Origin of the sequence: Thermogladius sp. 4427co (genome assembly GCF_051933805.1) — an archaeon.
Lineage (GTDB): Archaea > Thermoproteota > Thermoprotei_A > Sulfolobales > Desulfurococcaceae > Thermogladius.
Map to the genome: position 1 here is coordinate 1,169,148 of NZ_CP196893.1, position 15,274 is coordinate 1,184,421.

The following is a 15,274-nucleotide window of genomic DNA, read 5'->3' on the forward strand; positions in this document are numbered from 1 at the left end:
GCGATCAACTATCTCTTTGGTTTTTACAAGAAATAACTTAATAATTTCTAACTTTTCTACTTTTCAAAGCCAACTACACAATATTATCAGCAGGTAGCCGTTATCCAGGCTCTTGCCAGTCAGTTTCAAAGCCTTTTCCTCATCCACTATAACTAGCCTGCCTTCTTCGACTAATCTCCGGGCCTCTTCTCTACCAATAATCTTCTCTAACTCCTCAAGGTCTACAGTCTTCGCCTCAGAGCACTTGTGGATGTCTGTGATGAAATGCCTTGGGAAAGGTGGTTCAACGCCCTCGGGCTCGCAAACATATATTTTCGCAAGCTTATTCCGCATAGAGGACCTCGCTCTTTGCTTTTTTCTCGGCAATCCCTTTGAACAATGCTATAGCGTATAATATGCTCTCGGGCCTTACAGGGCACCCTGGGACATAGTATACCCCGTCTACCTTAACCCCTTTCTCCTCGAGTATTCTGAGGAGTCTGGGAACTCCCCCTACGGTAGAATACGTGTCGTGCCATATCCCTCCCCCCACAGCACACGAGCCTAGCGCTATTATGTACCTAGGCCTCGGCACAGCTTCAATAGCGTTGATCACCTTAGGCAATGCCTCTATTGTCACAGGGCCTGTGAGGAGGATTACATCCGCATGCCTAGGCGAAGATACGAGCTTGACCCCGAATCTCTCAGCGTCGAACCATGGGGTTAACACGTCTAATACTTCTATATCGCATGCGTTGCATCCGCCAGTATTTAGATGGTAGACCCATATACTATCCTTAACCCTCTTAGACACCTCCCCTCCCCCTTGCTAATGCGTTTAGAACCCTCTTCTTACGGCAATCAGGGCAGGTGTTAGCATAGTTCTCCGAGACGGGAGAGTTCGATACCACGTACTGGGTCATCCTCCTCGTCGAGTAACTACTTCCACAATCCTGGCAGTTCGACCTGTTGTGGACAACGTATTTGAATAAATCCTCTACCCTATCGCTTGCGAGCTCGAACTCCCTGGTCCCCCTGATAGCTCCTACAGGGCATGAGTCAACGCACCTCCAGCAGAAAATGCAACGGCCTATAAAATACCTAAGTATGACTCTATCAGGGAACTCGATCAACTCAAGGGCGTTAGGAGGGCAGGCTCTCACGCAAGCTCCGCACCCGATGCATTTAGAAGCGTCTATGCTTACAGCCCCTCTGAATTCCTCGGTTAAAAGCGGTTGCTCATACGGGTATCTGACGGTAACCCTTCCCTCTTCTACTGCTACAGAGACGATCTTAAACGGTTTGAGAACGCTCATAGCGTTACACCTAGATCGAGCTTTTCTACAACCCCGTCTCTCACAACCAGAACCCGGTCTGTGCAGGAAAAGCACGGGTCTATGCTAGCAATGGTTATCGGGGCATCGGCTAGGTACTGGCCTCTGAGCATTATCTTGAGGGCTGGTATATTATTGTAAGTGGGGGCTCTAACCCTCCAGCGGTAGGGCCTACCATCCCCTGTGATAACAAAGTGTATATCGCCTCCCCTCGGAGCTTCAACCACCTGTACACCTACCCTCCCGGGAGGTATATCTATCTTCTCGGCTAGTAACGGCCCCTTCGGGATTTTATCGAGCAATTGTTCGATTATCGAAATAGACTCGAATACTTCTTCAACCCTCACCATAGTCCTAGCCATGTTATCACCTTCTGTGTAGACTGGGACCTTGAAGTAGGCGTGCTTGTAGGCTGCGTAAGGGAGGTCTCTTCTAGCATCTTTATCGATGCCGGAGGCTCTCGCCACAGGGCCTTCGACCCCGAGCCTTCTAGCATCTTCTTTCGGGAGGACTCCTGTACCCGTAAGCCTCTTCTTAACATAGGGGGCAGACAAGGCTATGTCAACTATCCTCCTGAAATCCTTCGCAACCTCTCCTAGCTCGTTTAAAACCCTGCTCTTCTTCTCTTCACTAATATCCCTCCTAACACCACCTATGAGATTAATACCGTACGTCTTACGGCTCCCAGTCAATAGCTCGGCTAAGACCATAACCCTCTCCCTAACCCTCCACAAGTGCATGAAACCAGCATCGTAGCCTAGCAGGTGGAATGCTACCCCTAGCCATAGGAGGTGGCTGTGGATCCTCTCTATCTCGAGAACTATAGACCTTATGAACTGAGCTCTCTCGGGGACCTCTATACCAGCAGCTTTCTCAACGGCTAGAGCATAGCATGTGCTATGCTCGAACCCGCATATACCGCAGATCCTCTCGGCTAAGAAGTTCACTTGCTGGTAGTTCATCCTCGACTCTGCTAGTTTCTCAATACCCCTATGGACGTGGAAGCCCCTGTAGTTAACGTCGACAACCTTCTCGCCTTTAACGTAGAGCTCGAAATACTCTGGCTCGTGGAGAGCTGGGTGGTATGGTCCCACGGGTATAACGCCGGCCTCAGCACCCGATCCAACTTTCTCGCTCCTAGCAATAGACAGGTCAGGCCTCTTATTATAGTCGAAGTCCTTTCTGAGAGGGTACTGTCCCTGAGGCCACCATTCTGGCAGGACTAGCCTCTTCAGCTTCCTGCCCTCGAACCTGATACCTAGAAGATCCCATGCTTCGAGTTCGCACCAGTCGGCTGCTGGGATAATATCGCTTATCGTGTAAGCTGTGGGATTTTCCGGGTCGAGGAATGTCTTCAAAGCAATGTAAAGGCCTCTCTTATTGTCTGTAAACAAATGTATTAGGGAGAAACGGTTGTTTAAAACCCTCTCGTCAACGCCTACACAAGTCCTGTAATCGAGGCCCATGGCATTGAATAATTTATCGGCTGCATCTCTTAGCTTGTCGGCTGGTACTATGATCGTCAAGAGATCCCTCTCCGAAACCAGCCTACCACCGTGCTCGCTAGCGAGCCTAGCATAGTCTTCGATAGCCTGACTCAAGCTATAAACACCCCTACTAAACCAATTATCACTAGGGCAGAGTATACTGCCGCAAGGTTTTTCACAGCCAGGTCGAGCCTAGCCCTCCCAGCCGTTATCGATACTAAGCCGTAGGCGAGCCAGGAGACCGAAGCATATGCTGCGAGCAAGACCGGTGTGAGATAGCCTGGTACCCTGATGAACGGGGCTATGAGGGCTAGCGGTAGCGTCTGCGAGTAGAACCTGGATAAGAGGCTGGCGTAGACGTATAACAGGAGTGCTCTACCGCTCAATTCGATACCTCCCCCCGACACAACCTCGGGCTCGGCCTCGCTTATATCGAACGGCGTCCTCCGGGCTGAGACATAGCTTGCTATGAAGACGATGCCTATAGAGGATAGAGATGTTACAACCCATCCCTGTCTCGGTATCGTAGCTCCTAGTGTGTAGTAGAATAGTAGTAGCCCTATTATTGTGAAAGGCTCGTTGACCAGGGATATGTATGCTTCTCTAAACCCTCCTACCACGCTATACGGGTTCGAGATCAGCATGGAGGATAATGTTAGGGCTGTTTGCGAAATCATGTAGAGCGCGACCATGTATGCGAGGTATATTGGGTCGAGTGTGTACAGGTAGAGTGCTAGGCTTATCACGCATCCAGCTAGCGATATGAAAGCTATAGTAGTCAGGTATATTGCGAAAGGCACTGACCCAACCAGCTTAGTCTCCTTCCCCGCTAGCTTCAGTAGGTCCCTAATAGTCTGTGTTATAGGAGGACCGATCCTTGATTGCAAGCCAGCCCTGATCTTCCTCTCCACACCGTCTAGTAGAGGCGGTAGCACCAGAGATAAGGCAAGGGAGGAGGCTGCTAGCACAGGCTCCATTCAACCCACCTTTAGCATAGATAATATTACGACTAAGACGATTGCTATCAGAGACCAGAACGCAGCCATGATCATAGGCTCTATCATCCTGATCTGCAGCTTGTTTAAAGCTATTGCAAGCCTGTTCGCGGAACTAGATACTAGTTCGAAAACCCTGTCTCCTAAACCCATGAAGAAGCCTACTAGGCTCGATAAACTTCTTGCGGAAAACTTCAGTTTCTTCGAAGCCCTCTCTCTCAATTCTTCGAGAATTCTCAGGAAAGATGCTTTATAATAGGAGCTCATACCTCTACACCCGTAAACCATGGTTTCTCCTCTGTGGAAACACGCCTCTTGAGGAAGGCGGTGTAGAGGAGGAGAGGTGAGGGTATATAGGTTAAGGCAGTAATGAATATAGGGGTCTCCACCATACCTAGTATCACCAATGGCAGAAGCAAAAGCAGCGATGCTAGATAGTATTCGCTTAACAACTCCATCCGGCCTACAACTACATGTTTAACAAGCCTTCTCGAAGGGTTGGAGACGTAGGATGCTATAAGCTTGACACTGTAGATAACTGATAGGATGCTTGCAAGAGATATCGCTGCTAGGATTAAAACAGCTCCGAGGGAGAACCCGTTACTGAAATAGCCTAGGGCTAGTTGGAAAACGGTTATAACAAGAGATATTTTCGCTGCGAAACCAGCTGTAGGAGGGAGGCCTGTTAGGCTTAGCGATGCTATGAGAGCGGGTAATGTGAATTCGGGGGCTAAGGCATCTATGTAGCCTAGCTCGTAGAAGTTATGGGTGTTAGCGATCTGCTCTATCAGCCCAGTGTTCAGGAATGCTAGGGTTTTTGTCACAGCGTGGTAGAGGATGTAGAATACCATTAGAGGTAGCATGCTAAAATTCGGGAGGTTTAGAACACCGTTTAAGCCTGCTAGTATTGTTATAATCCCCATGTGCCCTATTGTACTATACGCTAGAAGCCTCTTTAAATCACTTTCAGCAGTAGCTGCTAGGAATCCGTATACAGATGACAGAATACCCTGGCCTAGGAGAACAATATAGAAGGCCTTTGGCAAGTTGAAAATACTCATTGATACGAGGAGTGTGAAAGCCCCTAGTTTCACAACCAGGCCGCTTAGAATAGCCGAGCCGTGAGATGGGGCCTCGGGGTGTACGATAGGCAACCATATGTGGAGTGGTACCTGGGCTAGTTTAGCTGTTAAACCCACTAGGATCAGTATGCTTGGTAGTAGGCCAGGGCTTAATGGATGGCTTGATGCCTCGCTCAGAGATATCATTAAGCCCCCGTAATCACCCCATTTATCTGCTAGCAGAGCCCATATCGTAAATAATGCTATATCGCTTGGGAGCATGCTTAAGATCATGTAGGTTACTGCGACATGGTAGTTTTCAACTCCTTTCTCGAGGAGTATTAGGAGTATGAGGATTATGTCTAGTGATAGCCATGCGGCCATCATCTCAATTAGGTTTAATGATGAGAAAACTATCTCGAGCAGTACCAGGCTTGTATCGATAACTACTAGGGGATAGGATGCCTGTCCGTAGACGATCCAGTAGAAGTCCTCGCTATGCAGGCTGACCCCGACTGCTATTGCGGCAGCTATTAAGGTGAGATAGTACTGGAACCATAACAGGTCTCCTCTAGCTAACAACACGTATACGACAGGAAGCGTGAACCCCAGGACCCTTACCGCTCTACTAAGCCTAGGGTGTGAATCGTATAGTACACCCCCTGAGATAGCCAGGCTGAAAGAGACCACGTCTGTAAGAACTTTCCAAATCATCCTGGGGCACCGCCCCATTTAGAAACGTATAAGGGAGTGAATACTAGGAGGGGTAGCGGTAAAAGTAGGATAGCCAGATAGAGAATCCAGGAGGGGTCAGGTAGCTCAGCTATTATCATAGACGGTGCAACCAGGTTCAATAAACCAAGTAACAGCACGGAGGCCTGAAGTGCTAATCCAGGATTTTTAAATTCGAGGAAGGTCGGCTTTGCCCTTGCCGATGGAATATATATTGTTAAATATCTTAAGCCTATAAGCATTGATAAAGCGATATAGGACACTATTGATACAGCGGCTAAAACCCCTGTAAGGCTTACATTGCTGATGAGTTCTAGGACGATATAGTATAGCGATAATAGTTTTACGACAAACCCTATTGTACCGGGTAGGCCGAGGAGTGTTGAAGCAGATATAGAGGCTCCAATACCCGATATCCTAAGTTTCTCCGAGAGATTGCTCAACCCGTGAATATATCTGGTTCCTAGCGAAGCCTCTATCAGCCCTATATCGGTAAACAATGCTGTCTTATAACACATCTGCATTGCGATCGATAATATTAGCAACATCTCGAGGAACTGGTTCAATGGGTGGAGTATGTAATCTGCGAAGACAACCGATATGAAACCGTTTGTCATAATAGTTGAATAGGCGAGCATTATTTTACCGTCTCTCTGACCCACCGCCTGTAGCCCTGCGTACAGTATGGATGCCAACCCCATTAGGACAAGCGCTGTAGCGAAATACGTTGCCGGTAAGCCTAGTTCGACAATGTTCAACAGCCTGTATAAACCGTAGAAACCGAGCGGCGTAGACAAACCGCTTAGTAAAGCTGAACCAGGCGAAGGGGCTGAAGAATGGGCTCCCGGGAGCCAGAAGTGGAGTGGGAATAAAGCTGCTTTAGCGATAAATCCTATTGTTAGGAGAGATACTACTATAGGCGATTCTACAAGGAGTCTCCCCGTGGAAATATTGAATGGTCTGAAGAGTATTTCAGGCGAAAAACCGGCTATTACAGGTATAGCGGCTACAATTAGTACGAAAGCCGTTAATTCGAAGGAGGCTGTTGAAACCAGGATGTACCCTCTAGAGGCCCTGAGAGAACCCTCAGTAGAGTACTCTTCTCCCAGCCTAACTAGTATGAACCCCGCGATCTCCATCAGGCTCCATACGGATATAAACGTGATTAGATTCGGGGATAGGTATGTGAGCGATATTAGGGCTGAGAATAGTGCGGTGAAATATGTGAGGCTGGTAGGATATTTTTCGAGTACGGAGTAGTTCTCGCCGAAGAATACGATAACCAAGCCGATAGCGTAGGAGAGGGTTGAGAGCACTGTGGAAAACCTGTCTACAACGCCTGTATTACACAGGATTAGTGAAGCCGTAGTGAATAATATCATAGACAGCGTCTTCAACACTATATTAACAAGGCTCTTTCTCCGAACCGATGCTAGCAGGGCTAGGATAGACAGGGCTAGGGCTATAATAGGCACTTCTACTCCCAGCATTACCGGTAACCCAGGCTTTCAAACCTTGCTCTAGCCATTGCTTCGGCGACTCTTTTCTTCCCTGCTTCGTAAACTGTTTCCTCTACACCGTACAATATTGCTCCTGCTGGACATATCGAGACGCAACCCGGCTGGAGCCCTCTGCTCCTGAGTGGCTGGCATAGATCGCATTTACTCGATACTTTTAAGACAGGGTCTAGCTCTGGTATGCTGAACGGGCAGGCATACAAGCAGGCTAAGCACCCGATACACCTGTTTTTCTCAACGTATACAGCGCCAGAGGGATCCCTTGTCATAGCACCTGTCGGGCAGACTTCGATGCAGGGTGCTTTACTACAGTGGAAGCATGAGAGGGGGATGTCTAGGCCTGTCGCAGTCCTATACACTTTTATAAACGGCTTACCATCGTGTAGGAAATCGCAGACTGCTTCACAAGCACCACAACCAATGCAAACGCCTAGGTCTATAACCCTCAGGAACCTTTTCTGGCCATCCTGGTCCATCGCTCTCACCTCGCGGTAAGAGGTGTTTTCAAGAGCTGGGTCTGAAGCCAGTTGTCTATGAACCTAGCCGTGTACAAACCGGATCTTACGGCGGGTCCGATTCTCGTAGGCCCGTTTACAACATCTCCTGCTGCGAAAATCTTCGGGTTCCCGGTCTGGTTGATCCTATTGACTTGTATCGAACTATCTTTCTTCAGGGCTATCCCGAGCTTTTTTACAATATCCTCGCTCTTAGATAAAGGCGGCGTAGGTACTTCTCCAGTAGCGAAGATTACTGTGTCTGCTTCAATAATCAGCGTGCTCCCTTCGATTGGTACCGGCTGCGGCCTACCTGTCTCGTCGGGCGGGCCCAGCTTCATCTTCTGCAGTTTCAAACCCTTGGCGGTTCCATTATCGACTACTACTTCAATAGGCGAGACGAGCTCCATGAACTCGACTCCTTCACGCTTCAGCCTCTCTATTTCGAAGAGCCCTGCAGGGGCTTCTCTAACAGTCCTCCTATAGGCTATTACAACGTCTCCTCCAAACCTAGCAGCTTGTTCCGCAGCGTCGATAGCACTATAGCCTCCTCCTACGACAACAACCTTCTTCCCCACCGGTGGGGGATGGCTTGAAAGCCCTATTTCGTAAACCCTGTGCCTGTACAGGAATTCCAGGGCTGAGAAAACCCCTTTCGAATCAACCCCTGGCAGCCTAGGTATCTTAGACTCCCATGTCCCGGTCGCTATTAATACAGCATGGTAGTTTGTTAAGACTTCTTCTAGGGAGACTGTTTTCTCTATGAACTCATCCCCCTCTTCTATTTTCATACCTCCTTCGAAAACCTTTGTTTTATAGTGGAAGACTATGCCGAATCTCTCTTCGAGAAGCTTAACTCCGTCTAGAATCCTAGACCTAGGTATCCTCCACGGGGGTATTGCGAAAATCATTAAACCACCGGGCAATGGCTGCTTATCGTAAACATCTACTTCGTAACCATGGCAAGCCAAATAGCCTGCAGCCGATAAACCCGCTGGGCCAGACCCTATAACCGCGACCTTCAACCCTTTCGAAGGCGGTTTATCCGAGCACATGAAAGCAAAGTTAACGTAATCCAATAGCATACACCCAGTTAAAGATATGGCAACTAGGACTTATAAGCTCATTATACAAACAAAATTTTACATGAATCCCACCTAAAGAACCGTTAAGAAATGACCGGATTAGTGGGATTTTCGATAAGGCTGTAAGCATGCATTTTCAACCCATACCTACTAGGTATCTGGAAAGCTCTTCCAGGAATCTCTTGACATCTCCTACTTCTACTACTGGATCTGCGAAAACAATGTTGAAAGAGGTAGGGCTGAAGGTGAATACTGCTCCCATAGCTAGTAGGATAATGCTCAATGCTAGGACTACGAGCCTCATCCCCCTGCTAGAAACCATGCTTATTCCCCTAGTGGGAGGAGCTACTAGGATAATGTAGAAGAACCTTAGGTAAGATACTATGGCTATCGCGCTCGATACTATGAATGCAACCGCTAGAGCGATATTGTACTCGTATAGTGCACGGAAAATCAGTAGCTTTCCGATGAAACCAGGTAGTGGAGGGATACCGGCTAGGGTTAGTGATGAGACTGCTATACCCAGCCCTGCTGCTGCAACCCTAGAGCCGGAGCCTGCTAGTACCTCGAGCTTCCTCGACTTCAACGATTTAATCAACAGGCCTGATGATAAGAACATTGTCGCTTTCGCTACGGAGTGGATGATAGTATAGTATAGGAATGCGAGTACGCCCGCAGGAGACAGTGTGCCGAGTGCGGCGAATATGAATCCCATGTTCATAACTGTCGAATACGCGATAAGCCTTTTCACATCGTCTTGGATCATCATTAAGAGAGATCCTATGAAGCCGGAGACTATCCCGGTTACTACAGTGAATAATGAGATAGCACAGACTACAACCCTAACCCCTGGGGAGCTGGATACGCTGAAGCCGAGGTATAAGAGTTTATAGAGGGATATAGCACCAGCATTAACTACGAGCCCGCTTAATAGAGCCGAGATAGGTGTTGGAGCAGCTGGGTGGGCGTCGGGTAGCCAGAAGTGATTGGGGAATACGCCGCTTTTAATACTGAAAGCCCATAGCGATAGGGCTAGTATGAGGCCTGTGGATAGAGCAATTTCTCCTGTAGGAGGACCCGTGATACTGCTTCCCAACAACCCTGCCGCCTTCAACCCTACGTCAACAAGGTTTAGGCTCCCATATGTAGCGTACATGATCGCTAGTGCAAGCAAGTAGCCTGATGTCCCCAGGGCCCCTATAAATGAGTACTTTAAACCTGATACAATTGATTCACTCCTCCACCTATAGTACATTACCAGCCCGTAGCTCGATACAGCAGTAACCTCGATCATTACGAAAAGGTTAAAGTAGTCTCCTGTGTACACGACCCCTAGGAGCCCTGATTCGGCACCTAGCAATAGAACTAGGTACCAGGGGTATCCATCGTCTACGATATAGTAGTAACTGTATACTGCTATCGCTAGGACGAGCCCTGCTGTCACAAGGCCTAGGAGAGAGCTTATCCTATCCACTATATACACGATCCCGACTGGGCCGGGCCAGCCTCCAGCATTATAGACTATTACCCGGCCTCTAGAGTAGGCTTCTAGGGTTGTTAAAAGAGTGAAGGAGAAGACTATACCCGTTACAAGTATAGCTGTTGCGAAAACAATCCTGCGAGACTTCGATAATATGTATACCAGGGGTGTTACGAATGCGCCAAGAACAGGGAGTAGAGGCGTTAACCCAACTATGTTATCAACCACCGGCTACACCCCTACTCAAATATTTTAGAAGCGTAGTACTCGAACTCGCCGCTGATAAGCTTCCATGCTTCCCCGGGGATAGTGCTAGATACATCGATCCAGTTGATATAGAACCAGCCGTCTCTCTCATCTACTACGACAGTCCCCGGAGTGTTAGTAATTGAGATGGCAATTAAGAGCCTCCCGTACTTCGTCCTAGCGTATACAGGTATTTTCACAATCCCTGGGTTTATCCTCATGTTGAAAACCCTTTTCACAACATCCATGTGAGCCTTGAATTCTATGATCGTCATGTATTTAACAGCATAATACACTAGGTAGGCATACCTTCTGGGTTCGGCAAGTTTCTTCTCGTTAGATATCAATAGTCTCGAAGCAGGAACCCCTATTGCTGCCGAAACCATTAGGCCTGTTAGTATATCGTATAGGGAGGCACTCCCGGTATAAATAATATATAGCGTGAGTAGAGCTAGTACTACTACAATCTCTCTGATCACGTCAACCAGCCTCTTCGTAACCTGTGAGCCTCCTAGCGTCTATAGTCTTCTTCAACCGGTAGGCTTGGATTATCCCGAAACCTATCAGAGCGTTTACAGCCATGCCTATGACTATCCCGGTCAAGACTAGGGCCTGGGGCACGGGGTCTACGGCATGGCCCTTTAGGAAACCTATCTCGTCTCTCGATAGCTCTAGGTAGACTGGTGGGACAGCTGGGTATATGAGCCTATACCCTATCATTATAAAGATCACGTAGATAGTATCTGAGAATATTGTAAGGCTTATCAACTTCTTAGTCAGACTCCTACCAGCTATTATCCCATAAGCTGATAGAACAAGGTTTGCTACTAGCGTAGAAACTAATAGGCTCCAGAAGAAATCAGTGCTATTCATAACCCTCGCCACCCATCTCCGTCTTGTAAAATTCTTCTTCATAGGATAGGTAGAGGAAGATTGCTACGAAACCCGTTCCTACAGCAATATACTCGAACGAGTTGTAATAGATTAGGCTACCGCTTACTAACTGGCCTAGGATGTAGGCTGGGTAAAACCTGACGTTAGTAACTATCTCCAACCCTCTTATAACAGGGAGCATGGCCACTAAGGCTATCGATGTTAGAGCCAGCCCTCTCAAACCTACTAGGAGCGATGGCGTAATCTTCCTCGATAATAGGGCGTAGTATGAGAAAACCGGTATCACTAGTAGCGGGGCAACCGCTAGGGTTGAACCGCCCTGGAAGCCCCCGCCGGGGGTTAAGTGGCCGTGTAATGCTATAGACGCAGATACCACGGTTATTATCGTGAATACTATTTTCGTCGACGTCCTAGAGATATCTGTTAGGCCGATGCCTCTCCTTGAACCGGGTGTTCTCGAAACCCTGAAAACAGCTATTCCTGCTACTACAGCGAGGAAGAATACCGTGGTCTCGTAGATAGTGTCTAGACCTCTGTAATCCCATACTATAGCAGTAACAGCCTCCGGGCTTTCTGCGGTCATATTGCCGAAGAAGGTCTCCTCGATGTAGAATAAGCCGAGAGGTTTTATCGTGCTAGAAGGTGATATCATACCGGTTGAGCCTAGCAGAATAGTGAGAGCTGTTATGAAAGAGAAGACGATTACCAATCCGAGTAAACGCCTATTCATCTCAGGCACTCTCATACCTCTCGGTTTTGCTAATAACATAAATTAGGAAGGCCGAGTAGATCCCTACAGAGACTGCTATATAGGCTAGTAGTATGTCTGTTGATGCAAACACCTGGAAGAGTATGCTGTATGCTATACTCTGCCCAGCCGAGTATGCGACAGCTTTCAATAGGTCTTTCTCTGTAACAGCTAGGTATGTGAATAAAGTGCTTAATAGACCCGCGAAAATGATGGTCAAATAGACTAGTATCAACCCTCTTCACCTAGAGCATCGTATACTGGCTTCCACTCAACAGCCCTAGACTTGTGTGCTGCGTAAGCTAGGAGGTGGCTCCCTATCGGTGCGACGAGGAATAGTATTAGAGCAGTCGTAAAACAGCCTCCTGCTAAAACGTACTTACCAGCTATGTCGAGGCCTAGGGCGAGTATTCCCGCCCCGATAAGCGGTATGACAGCGCCGTATATGGTTCCTATTGTAGCAGCATGGAGCCTTACGTAGAAATTAGGGAATCTCACCATCCCTATGCCTGCTATTATATCGAATATCCCTCCGACGAATACTATAGCCGCCCCAACCCAGAATAATACGTCGTTCACTACACCCCCACCTCTCTAGAGACAAGGTATTTTGATGCGAAAACATCTAGGAGGTAGGCCCATAGGGATAAGAGTATGGCGGGTGATATCATAATAGGCGAGTTATAGTATATAGCGATAATCGCTAGGAAAACAGCTAGGTCGTAGGCTACGCAGTCGATAGCTAGAACTATATCGGGTATGGTAGGCCCTCTGACAGCCCTGTACGTGTATAGTAGTACTGCTATTATGTAGGGGGCTGATATTAGGGCGAAGACTAGCTGGAGTAAATCCATCAGGCCGACAGCCCTGTTAAATTCATTGGGCGAGTGGTAAAAATAGTTTGCGACGTTAGGGCAGCCTACCATCTCCTAACTGTTTTAAACACCCTACGCCATCTCTAACATAGGTGTATCCAATGGATAGAGAAGCCCTGGTGAAAGCGGTCGAGAGGTATTTCCAGCTCAGCGAGGATGAAGCCGTAGATTTAGCAGACCAGTTAGACTATTTGTATAATGATATAAAATCCAAATACCTTGAAGCACTATGGAATCCTAGCGAGAAGAAAGAGTTAGCAGATGCTATTATAAAGAAGGCTATCGAACTACTCAAGTTAGAAAACCTCGATATTGAGAAAGAACTCGAGCTGATAGCCCTACTGGATATTCTATCGACAGACTTATACGATAAATTCCTCCTCTACAAGGAGTCGGGGAAGGGATAGTATTGAGGCTCCGGGAGCTGAGCGAAGAGATCTCGAATATTGTAGAGAAAGTTAAAGACTCTGTTGTAACAGTTGCTACCGAGGTTAAGATACCCCTTTTGTTCTTCGGTTACGAATCTCTAAGGGGGTTCGGCTCGGGCTTTATTGTAGAGAGGGGGAAAGCAATAACAAACGCCCACGTGGTTAGAGGGGCTTCGAGAGTATCTGTAACATTCAGCGACGGCTATTCGACTGAAGCCCGTGTTATAGCAGTAGACCCGAGCAGAGACCTGGCACTACTAGAGACACCGGTTTATAAACAGCCCATACAGCTAGGCGACTCGAGGAGTATAAGAGTTGGGGAATTAGTACTGGCTATCGGATCCCCTCTCGGATTCCTAGAGCATTCCGTTACACTAGGTGTTGTAAGCGCCGCCGGGAGGAATATATACACAGAAGAGCTAGTTCTCGAAGACCTGATACAGACTGATGCTGCTATAAACCCGGGTAATAGCGGTGGTCCTCTCGTAAACTTGAACGGTGAGGCTATAGGCGTGACTACGGCTATAGTACCCTACGCCCAGGGGATTGGCTTCGCTATCCCGATTAATACAGTGAAGAGATTTATACACATGGTTGAAAAATACGGTAGGCCTCTCAAAGCTTGGATCGGGGTTTACGTAGCACCTCTCAATCCCACGATGGCAGGCTTGTATAAGGCAGGTGTTAAAACAGGTCTTCTAGTAGTAAGAGTCATACCGAGATCCCCGGCTGCGAGGAGCGGTATCAGGGAGGGCGATATACTTGTTAGGGCGAACGGGAGGGAGTTGGCTAGGACAAGCGATCTGAGGGAGGCTATCGAAGAATCCTTGGACAAAGGTCATGTAGTATTGACGGTGATTCGTGAAGGTAGGACGATCGAAGTTGAAACTGAGATCATGGTATCAGAATGATAAGCCCTACTACGAGTACTGCTATACACAGGCCCGATCCATAACGATAGTTGTTCCCTTAATGGAGTTATAGAGCAGAGTTTGTTACACTAATCCTTTTAGCTCGCTGGGTGTAAGGACTATTTTATCGACCGGGAGATTCCTCTTCTTCAAAAACTCTATGAATTCTATATCTATTGTCAACCACGGGATATCGAGTGCTCTCGCAGTCTCGTAATGTAAGGCATCGATCAGGTCCCTGTGACCTCCATGATATATCTTCATAGCGTTAACAAAGGCTATTGGAGGAGGCGTAACTAACTTATACGTATTCCTTATAGCTTCGATCCCCTCTCTCACTATGTCGATATCGCCTGTATCGATAACCTTCACCGCTTTCCACATTGCTTCTAGCAACGCGATTTCTAGATAATATACATCTAGTTTTCGGAATAATGGGATTACCTCCATAGCCTCTTCCTCGACTTCGAACCCGATCGCCGGCAAGAGAAAAGTCGTATCTACTAATACCTTAGGCTTCTCCAATGTACTTTTTCTGTTCTTCAATGCTTGCCGCCTCTAATTCTTCTATACTCACTCTAGCAATCTTCCGGCCTCTGATCGATAGCGTTACAGCATCCGGTAGCGGTTTGAGGATGATAGCGTTATCCTTCACTTCCAGGATTATTCTACTACCTTCGTCAATACCTAGAATGGTTGCAATATCCTTGGGTATTACAATAGTCCTTTTTCTCCCGACCCTTACCTCCCTGACCAGACCCGTAATCAACACCAGATTTATCCATAATGTCTGAGAATATAAATATTTCCGTCTAATACATAGTGTCTGACCTATTCATACACCTATGAAATTGTGTCAAGAATAGAAGTACAGGGCTCGCAGAAACTTCATTCTCCTTTTATCGAATAACTTTTTACCTTATACCACTCTATTTTTTCTTCAGTACGGTGTATTGTATTCGGCTGAAAACGTAGAAGCGGGTGCTTGAATTGGGTAATGATACTATA

The 15,274-nt window shown here is 47.4% G+C and carries 21 protein-coding genes; 2 read left to right on the plus strand and 19 right to left on the minus strand.

The genetic code is table 11. The annotated features are described in order from the left end of the window. Nucleotides 1-63: 63 nt before the first annotated feature. The 17 genes from ACSU1N_RS06510 to ACSU1N_RS06590 all read right to left on the minus strand — a co-directional run bounded on the left by ACSU1N_RS06510 (nt 64) and on the right by ACSU1N_RS06590 (nt 12,906). Nucleotides 64-333: a hypothetical protein gene (locus tag ACSU1N_RS06510; RefSeq protein WP_440059436.1), complete on the minus strand. Its 270-nt coding sequence runs from the start codon at nt 331-333 to the stop codon at nt 64-66. Then, the gene (locus ACSU1N_RS06515; protein ID WP_440059437.1) at nt 323-793 is read right to left on the minus strand and encodes an NADH-quinone oxidoreductase subunit B family protein; all 471 of its coding nucleotides are present in this window, start codon (nt 791-793) and stop codon (nt 323-325) included. Before ACSU1N_RS06515 ends, ACSU1N_RS06510 begins: the two co-directional genes overlap by 11 nt. Further along, nucleotides 786-1,295, minus strand: a complete 510-nt coding sequence (locus tag ACSU1N_RS06520; RefSeq protein WP_440059438.1) for a 4Fe-4S binding protein — start codon at nt 1,293-1,295, stop codon at nt 786-788. Before ACSU1N_RS06520 ends, ACSU1N_RS06515 begins: the two co-directional genes overlap by 8 nt. After that, entirely contained in the window at nt 1,292-2,914 is a 1,623-nt protein-coding gene (locus ACSU1N_RS06525; RefSeq protein WP_440059439.1) for a hydrogenase large subunit, read from the minus strand. Before ACSU1N_RS06525 ends, ACSU1N_RS06520 begins: the two co-directional genes overlap by 4 nt. Further along, entirely contained in the window at nt 2,911-3,777 is an 867-nt protein-coding gene (locus tag ACSU1N_RS06530) for an NADH-quinone oxidoreductase subunit H (protein ID WP_440059440.1), read from the minus strand. Before ACSU1N_RS06530 ends, ACSU1N_RS06525 begins: the two co-directional genes overlap by 4 nt. Beyond that, nucleotides 3,778-4,062 carry a hypothetical protein gene (locus ACSU1N_RS06535; RefSeq protein ID WP_440059441.1) on the minus strand — a complete coding sequence of 95 codons (285 nt, stop codon included), beginning with the start codon at nt 4,060-4,062 and terminating at the stop codon, nt 3,778-3,780. It abuts the gene before it with no gap. Beyond that, nucleotides 4,059-5,570 (minus strand): complex I subunit 5 family protein, encoded by a 1,512-nt coding sequence (locus ACSU1N_RS06540; protein ID WP_440059442.1) that lies wholly within the window; start codon nt 5,568-5,570, stop codon nt 4,059-4,061. The genes ACSU1N_RS06535 and ACSU1N_RS06540 overlap by 4 nt, the downstream gene beginning before the upstream one ends. Then, complete coding sequence (locus ACSU1N_RS06545) at nt 5,567-7,078, minus strand: proton-conducting transporter transmembrane domain-containing protein (protein WP_440059443.1); 1,512 nt, start codon at nt 7,076-7,078, stop codon at nt 5,567-5,569. Before ACSU1N_RS06545 ends, ACSU1N_RS06540 begins: the two co-directional genes overlap by 4 nt. Then, a complete protein-coding gene (locus ACSU1N_RS06550; protein ID WP_440059444.1) occupies nt 7,078-7,581 on the minus strand; it encodes a 4Fe-4S dicluster domain-containing protein in 504 nt (167 codons plus the stop codon). The genes ACSU1N_RS06545 and ACSU1N_RS06550 overlap by 1 nt, the downstream gene beginning before the upstream one ends. A 5-nt stretch (nt 7,582-7,586) precedes the next feature. Continuing rightward, nucleotides 7,587-8,684: an FAD-dependent oxidoreductase gene (locus tag ACSU1N_RS06555; protein ID WP_440059445.1), complete on the minus strand. Its 1,098-nt coding sequence runs from the start codon at nt 8,682-8,684 to the stop codon at nt 7,587-7,589. Nucleotides 8,685-8,820: 136 nt separating this feature from the next. After that, nucleotides 8,821-10,392, minus strand: coding sequence for a proton-conducting transporter transmembrane domain-containing protein (locus ACSU1N_RS06560; RefSeq protein WP_440059446.1), 1,572 nt, complete (start codon nt 10,390-10,392; stop codon nt 8,821-8,823). A gap of 11 nt (nt 10,393-10,403) precedes the next feature. Next, nucleotides 10,404-10,889 (minus strand): Na+/H+ antiporter subunit E, encoded by a 486-nt coding sequence (locus ACSU1N_RS06565; RefSeq protein WP_440059447.1) that lies wholly within the window; start codon nt 10,887-10,889, stop codon nt 10,404-10,406. Nucleotide 10,890: 1 nt separating this feature from the next. After that, nucleotides 10,891-11,283 (minus strand): sodium:proton antiporter, encoded by a 393-nt coding sequence (locus ACSU1N_RS06570; RefSeq protein WP_440059448.1) that lies wholly within the window; start codon nt 11,281-11,283, stop codon nt 10,891-10,893. Then, complete coding sequence (locus ACSU1N_RS06575; RefSeq protein WP_440060294.1) at nt 11,276-12,034, minus strand: MnhB domain-containing protein; 759 nt, start codon at nt 12,032-12,034, stop codon at nt 11,276-11,278. The genes ACSU1N_RS06570 and ACSU1N_RS06575 overlap by 8 nt, the downstream gene beginning before the upstream one ends. 1 nt (nt 12,035) lies before the next feature. Beyond that, complete coding sequence (locus ACSU1N_RS06580) at nt 12,036-12,287, minus strand: hydrogenase subunit MbhD domain-containing protein (RefSeq protein WP_440059449.1); 252 nt, start codon at nt 12,285-12,287, stop codon at nt 12,036-12,038. Next, nucleotides 12,284-12,631: a monovalent cation/H(+) antiporter subunit G gene (mnhG, locus tag ACSU1N_RS06585; protein ID WP_440059450.1), complete on the minus strand. Its 348-nt coding sequence runs from the start codon at nt 12,629-12,631 to the stop codon at nt 12,284-12,286. Before mnhG ends, ACSU1N_RS06580 begins: the two co-directional genes overlap by 4 nt. After that, nucleotides 12,631-12,906, minus strand: a complete 276-nt coding sequence (locus tag ACSU1N_RS06590) for a monovalent cation/H+ antiporter complex subunit F (RefSeq protein WP_440060295.1) — start codon at nt 12,904-12,906, stop codon at nt 12,631-12,633. Before ACSU1N_RS06590 ends, mnhG begins: the two co-directional genes overlap by 1 nt. A gap of 122 nt (nt 12,907-13,028) precedes the next feature. Here ACSU1N_RS06590 and ACSU1N_RS06595 point away from each other — a divergent pair, with 122 nt between their 5' ends. Both ACSU1N_RS06595 and ACSU1N_RS06600 read left to right on the plus strand, forming a co-directional pair. Next, nucleotides 13,029-13,334 (plus strand): hypothetical protein, encoded by a 306-nt coding sequence (locus ACSU1N_RS06595; protein ID WP_440059451.1) that lies wholly within the window; start codon nt 13,029-13,031, stop codon nt 13,332-13,334. Between the two features lie 2 nt (nt 13,335-13,336). Then, nucleotides 13,337-14,266, plus strand: a complete 930-nt coding sequence (locus ACSU1N_RS06600) for a S1C family serine protease (RefSeq protein WP_440059452.1) — start codon at nt 13,337-13,339, stop codon at nt 14,264-14,266. Nucleotides 14,267-14,350: 84 nt separating this feature from the next. Here the strand turns inward: ACSU1N_RS06600 and ACSU1N_RS06605 are convergent, their stop codons facing one another. Both ACSU1N_RS06605 and ACSU1N_RS06610 read right to left on the minus strand, forming a co-directional pair. After that, a complete protein-coding gene (locus ACSU1N_RS06605) occupies nt 14,351-14,812 on the minus strand; it encodes a PIN domain-containing protein (protein WP_440059453.1) in 462 nt (153 codons plus the stop codon). Next, complete coding sequence (locus ACSU1N_RS06610) at nt 14,778-15,038, minus strand: AbrB/MazE/SpoVT family DNA-binding domain-containing protein (protein ID WP_440059454.1); 261 nt, start codon at nt 15,036-15,038, stop codon at nt 14,778-14,780. Before ACSU1N_RS06610 ends, ACSU1N_RS06605 begins: the two co-directional genes overlap by 35 nt. Between the last annotated feature and the right edge of the window lie 236 nt (nt 15,039-15,274).

What these genes read in the sequence shown, in the direction of transcription:
- ACSU1N_RS06510 (WP_440059436.1), bottom strand. Translation starts at nt 333, where the DNA reads ATGCGGAATAAGCTTGCGAAAATATATGTTTGCGAGCCCGAGGGCGTT.
- ACSU1N_RS06555 (WP_440059445.1), bottom strand. Translation starts at nt 8,684, where the DNA reads ATGCTATTGGATTACGTTAACTTTGCTTTCATGTGCTCGGATAAACCG.
- ACSU1N_RS06570 (WP_440059448.1), bottom strand. Translation starts at nt 11,283, where the DNA reads ATGAATAGCACTGATTTCTTCTGGAGCCTATTAGTTTCTACGCTAGTA.
- ACSU1N_RS06535 (WP_440059441.1), bottom strand. Translation starts at nt 4,062, where the DNA reads ATGAGCTCCTATTATAAAGCATCTTTCCTGAGAATTCTCGAAGAATTG.
- ACSU1N_RS06595 (WP_440059451.1), top strand. Translation starts at nt 13,029, where the DNA reads ATGGATAGAGAAGCCCTGGTGAAAGCGGTCGAGAGGTATTTCCAGCTC.
- ACSU1N_RS06590 (WP_440060295.1), bottom strand. Translation starts at nt 12,906, where the DNA reads ATGGATTTACTCCAGCTAGTCTTCGCCCTAATATCAGCCCCCTACATA.
- ACSU1N_RS06545 (WP_440059443.1), bottom strand. Translation starts at nt 7,078, where the DNA reads ATGCTGGGAGTAGAAGTGCCTATTATAGCCCTAGCCCTGTCTATCCTA.
- ACSU1N_RS06550 (WP_440059444.1), bottom strand. Translation starts at nt 7,581, where the DNA reads ATGGACCAGGATGGCCAGAAAAGGTTCCTGAGGGTTATAGACCTAGGC.
- ACSU1N_RS06540 (WP_440059442.1), bottom strand. Translation starts at nt 5,570, where the DNA reads ATGATTTGGAAAGTTCTTACAGACGTGGTCTCTTTCAGCCTGGCTATC.
- ACSU1N_RS06530 (WP_440059440.1), bottom strand. Translation starts at nt 3,777, where the DNA reads ATGGAGCCTGTGCTAGCAGCCTCCTCCCTTGCCTTATCTCTGGTGCTA.
- ACSU1N_RS06520 (WP_440059438.1), bottom strand. Translation starts at nt 1,295, where the DNA reads ATGAGCGTTCTCAAACCGTTTAAGATCGTCTCTGTAGCAGTAGAAGAG.
- ACSU1N_RS06575 (WP_440060294.1), bottom strand. Translation starts at nt 12,034, where the DNA reads ATGAATAGGCGTTTACTCGGATTGGTAATCGTCTTCTCTTTCATAACA.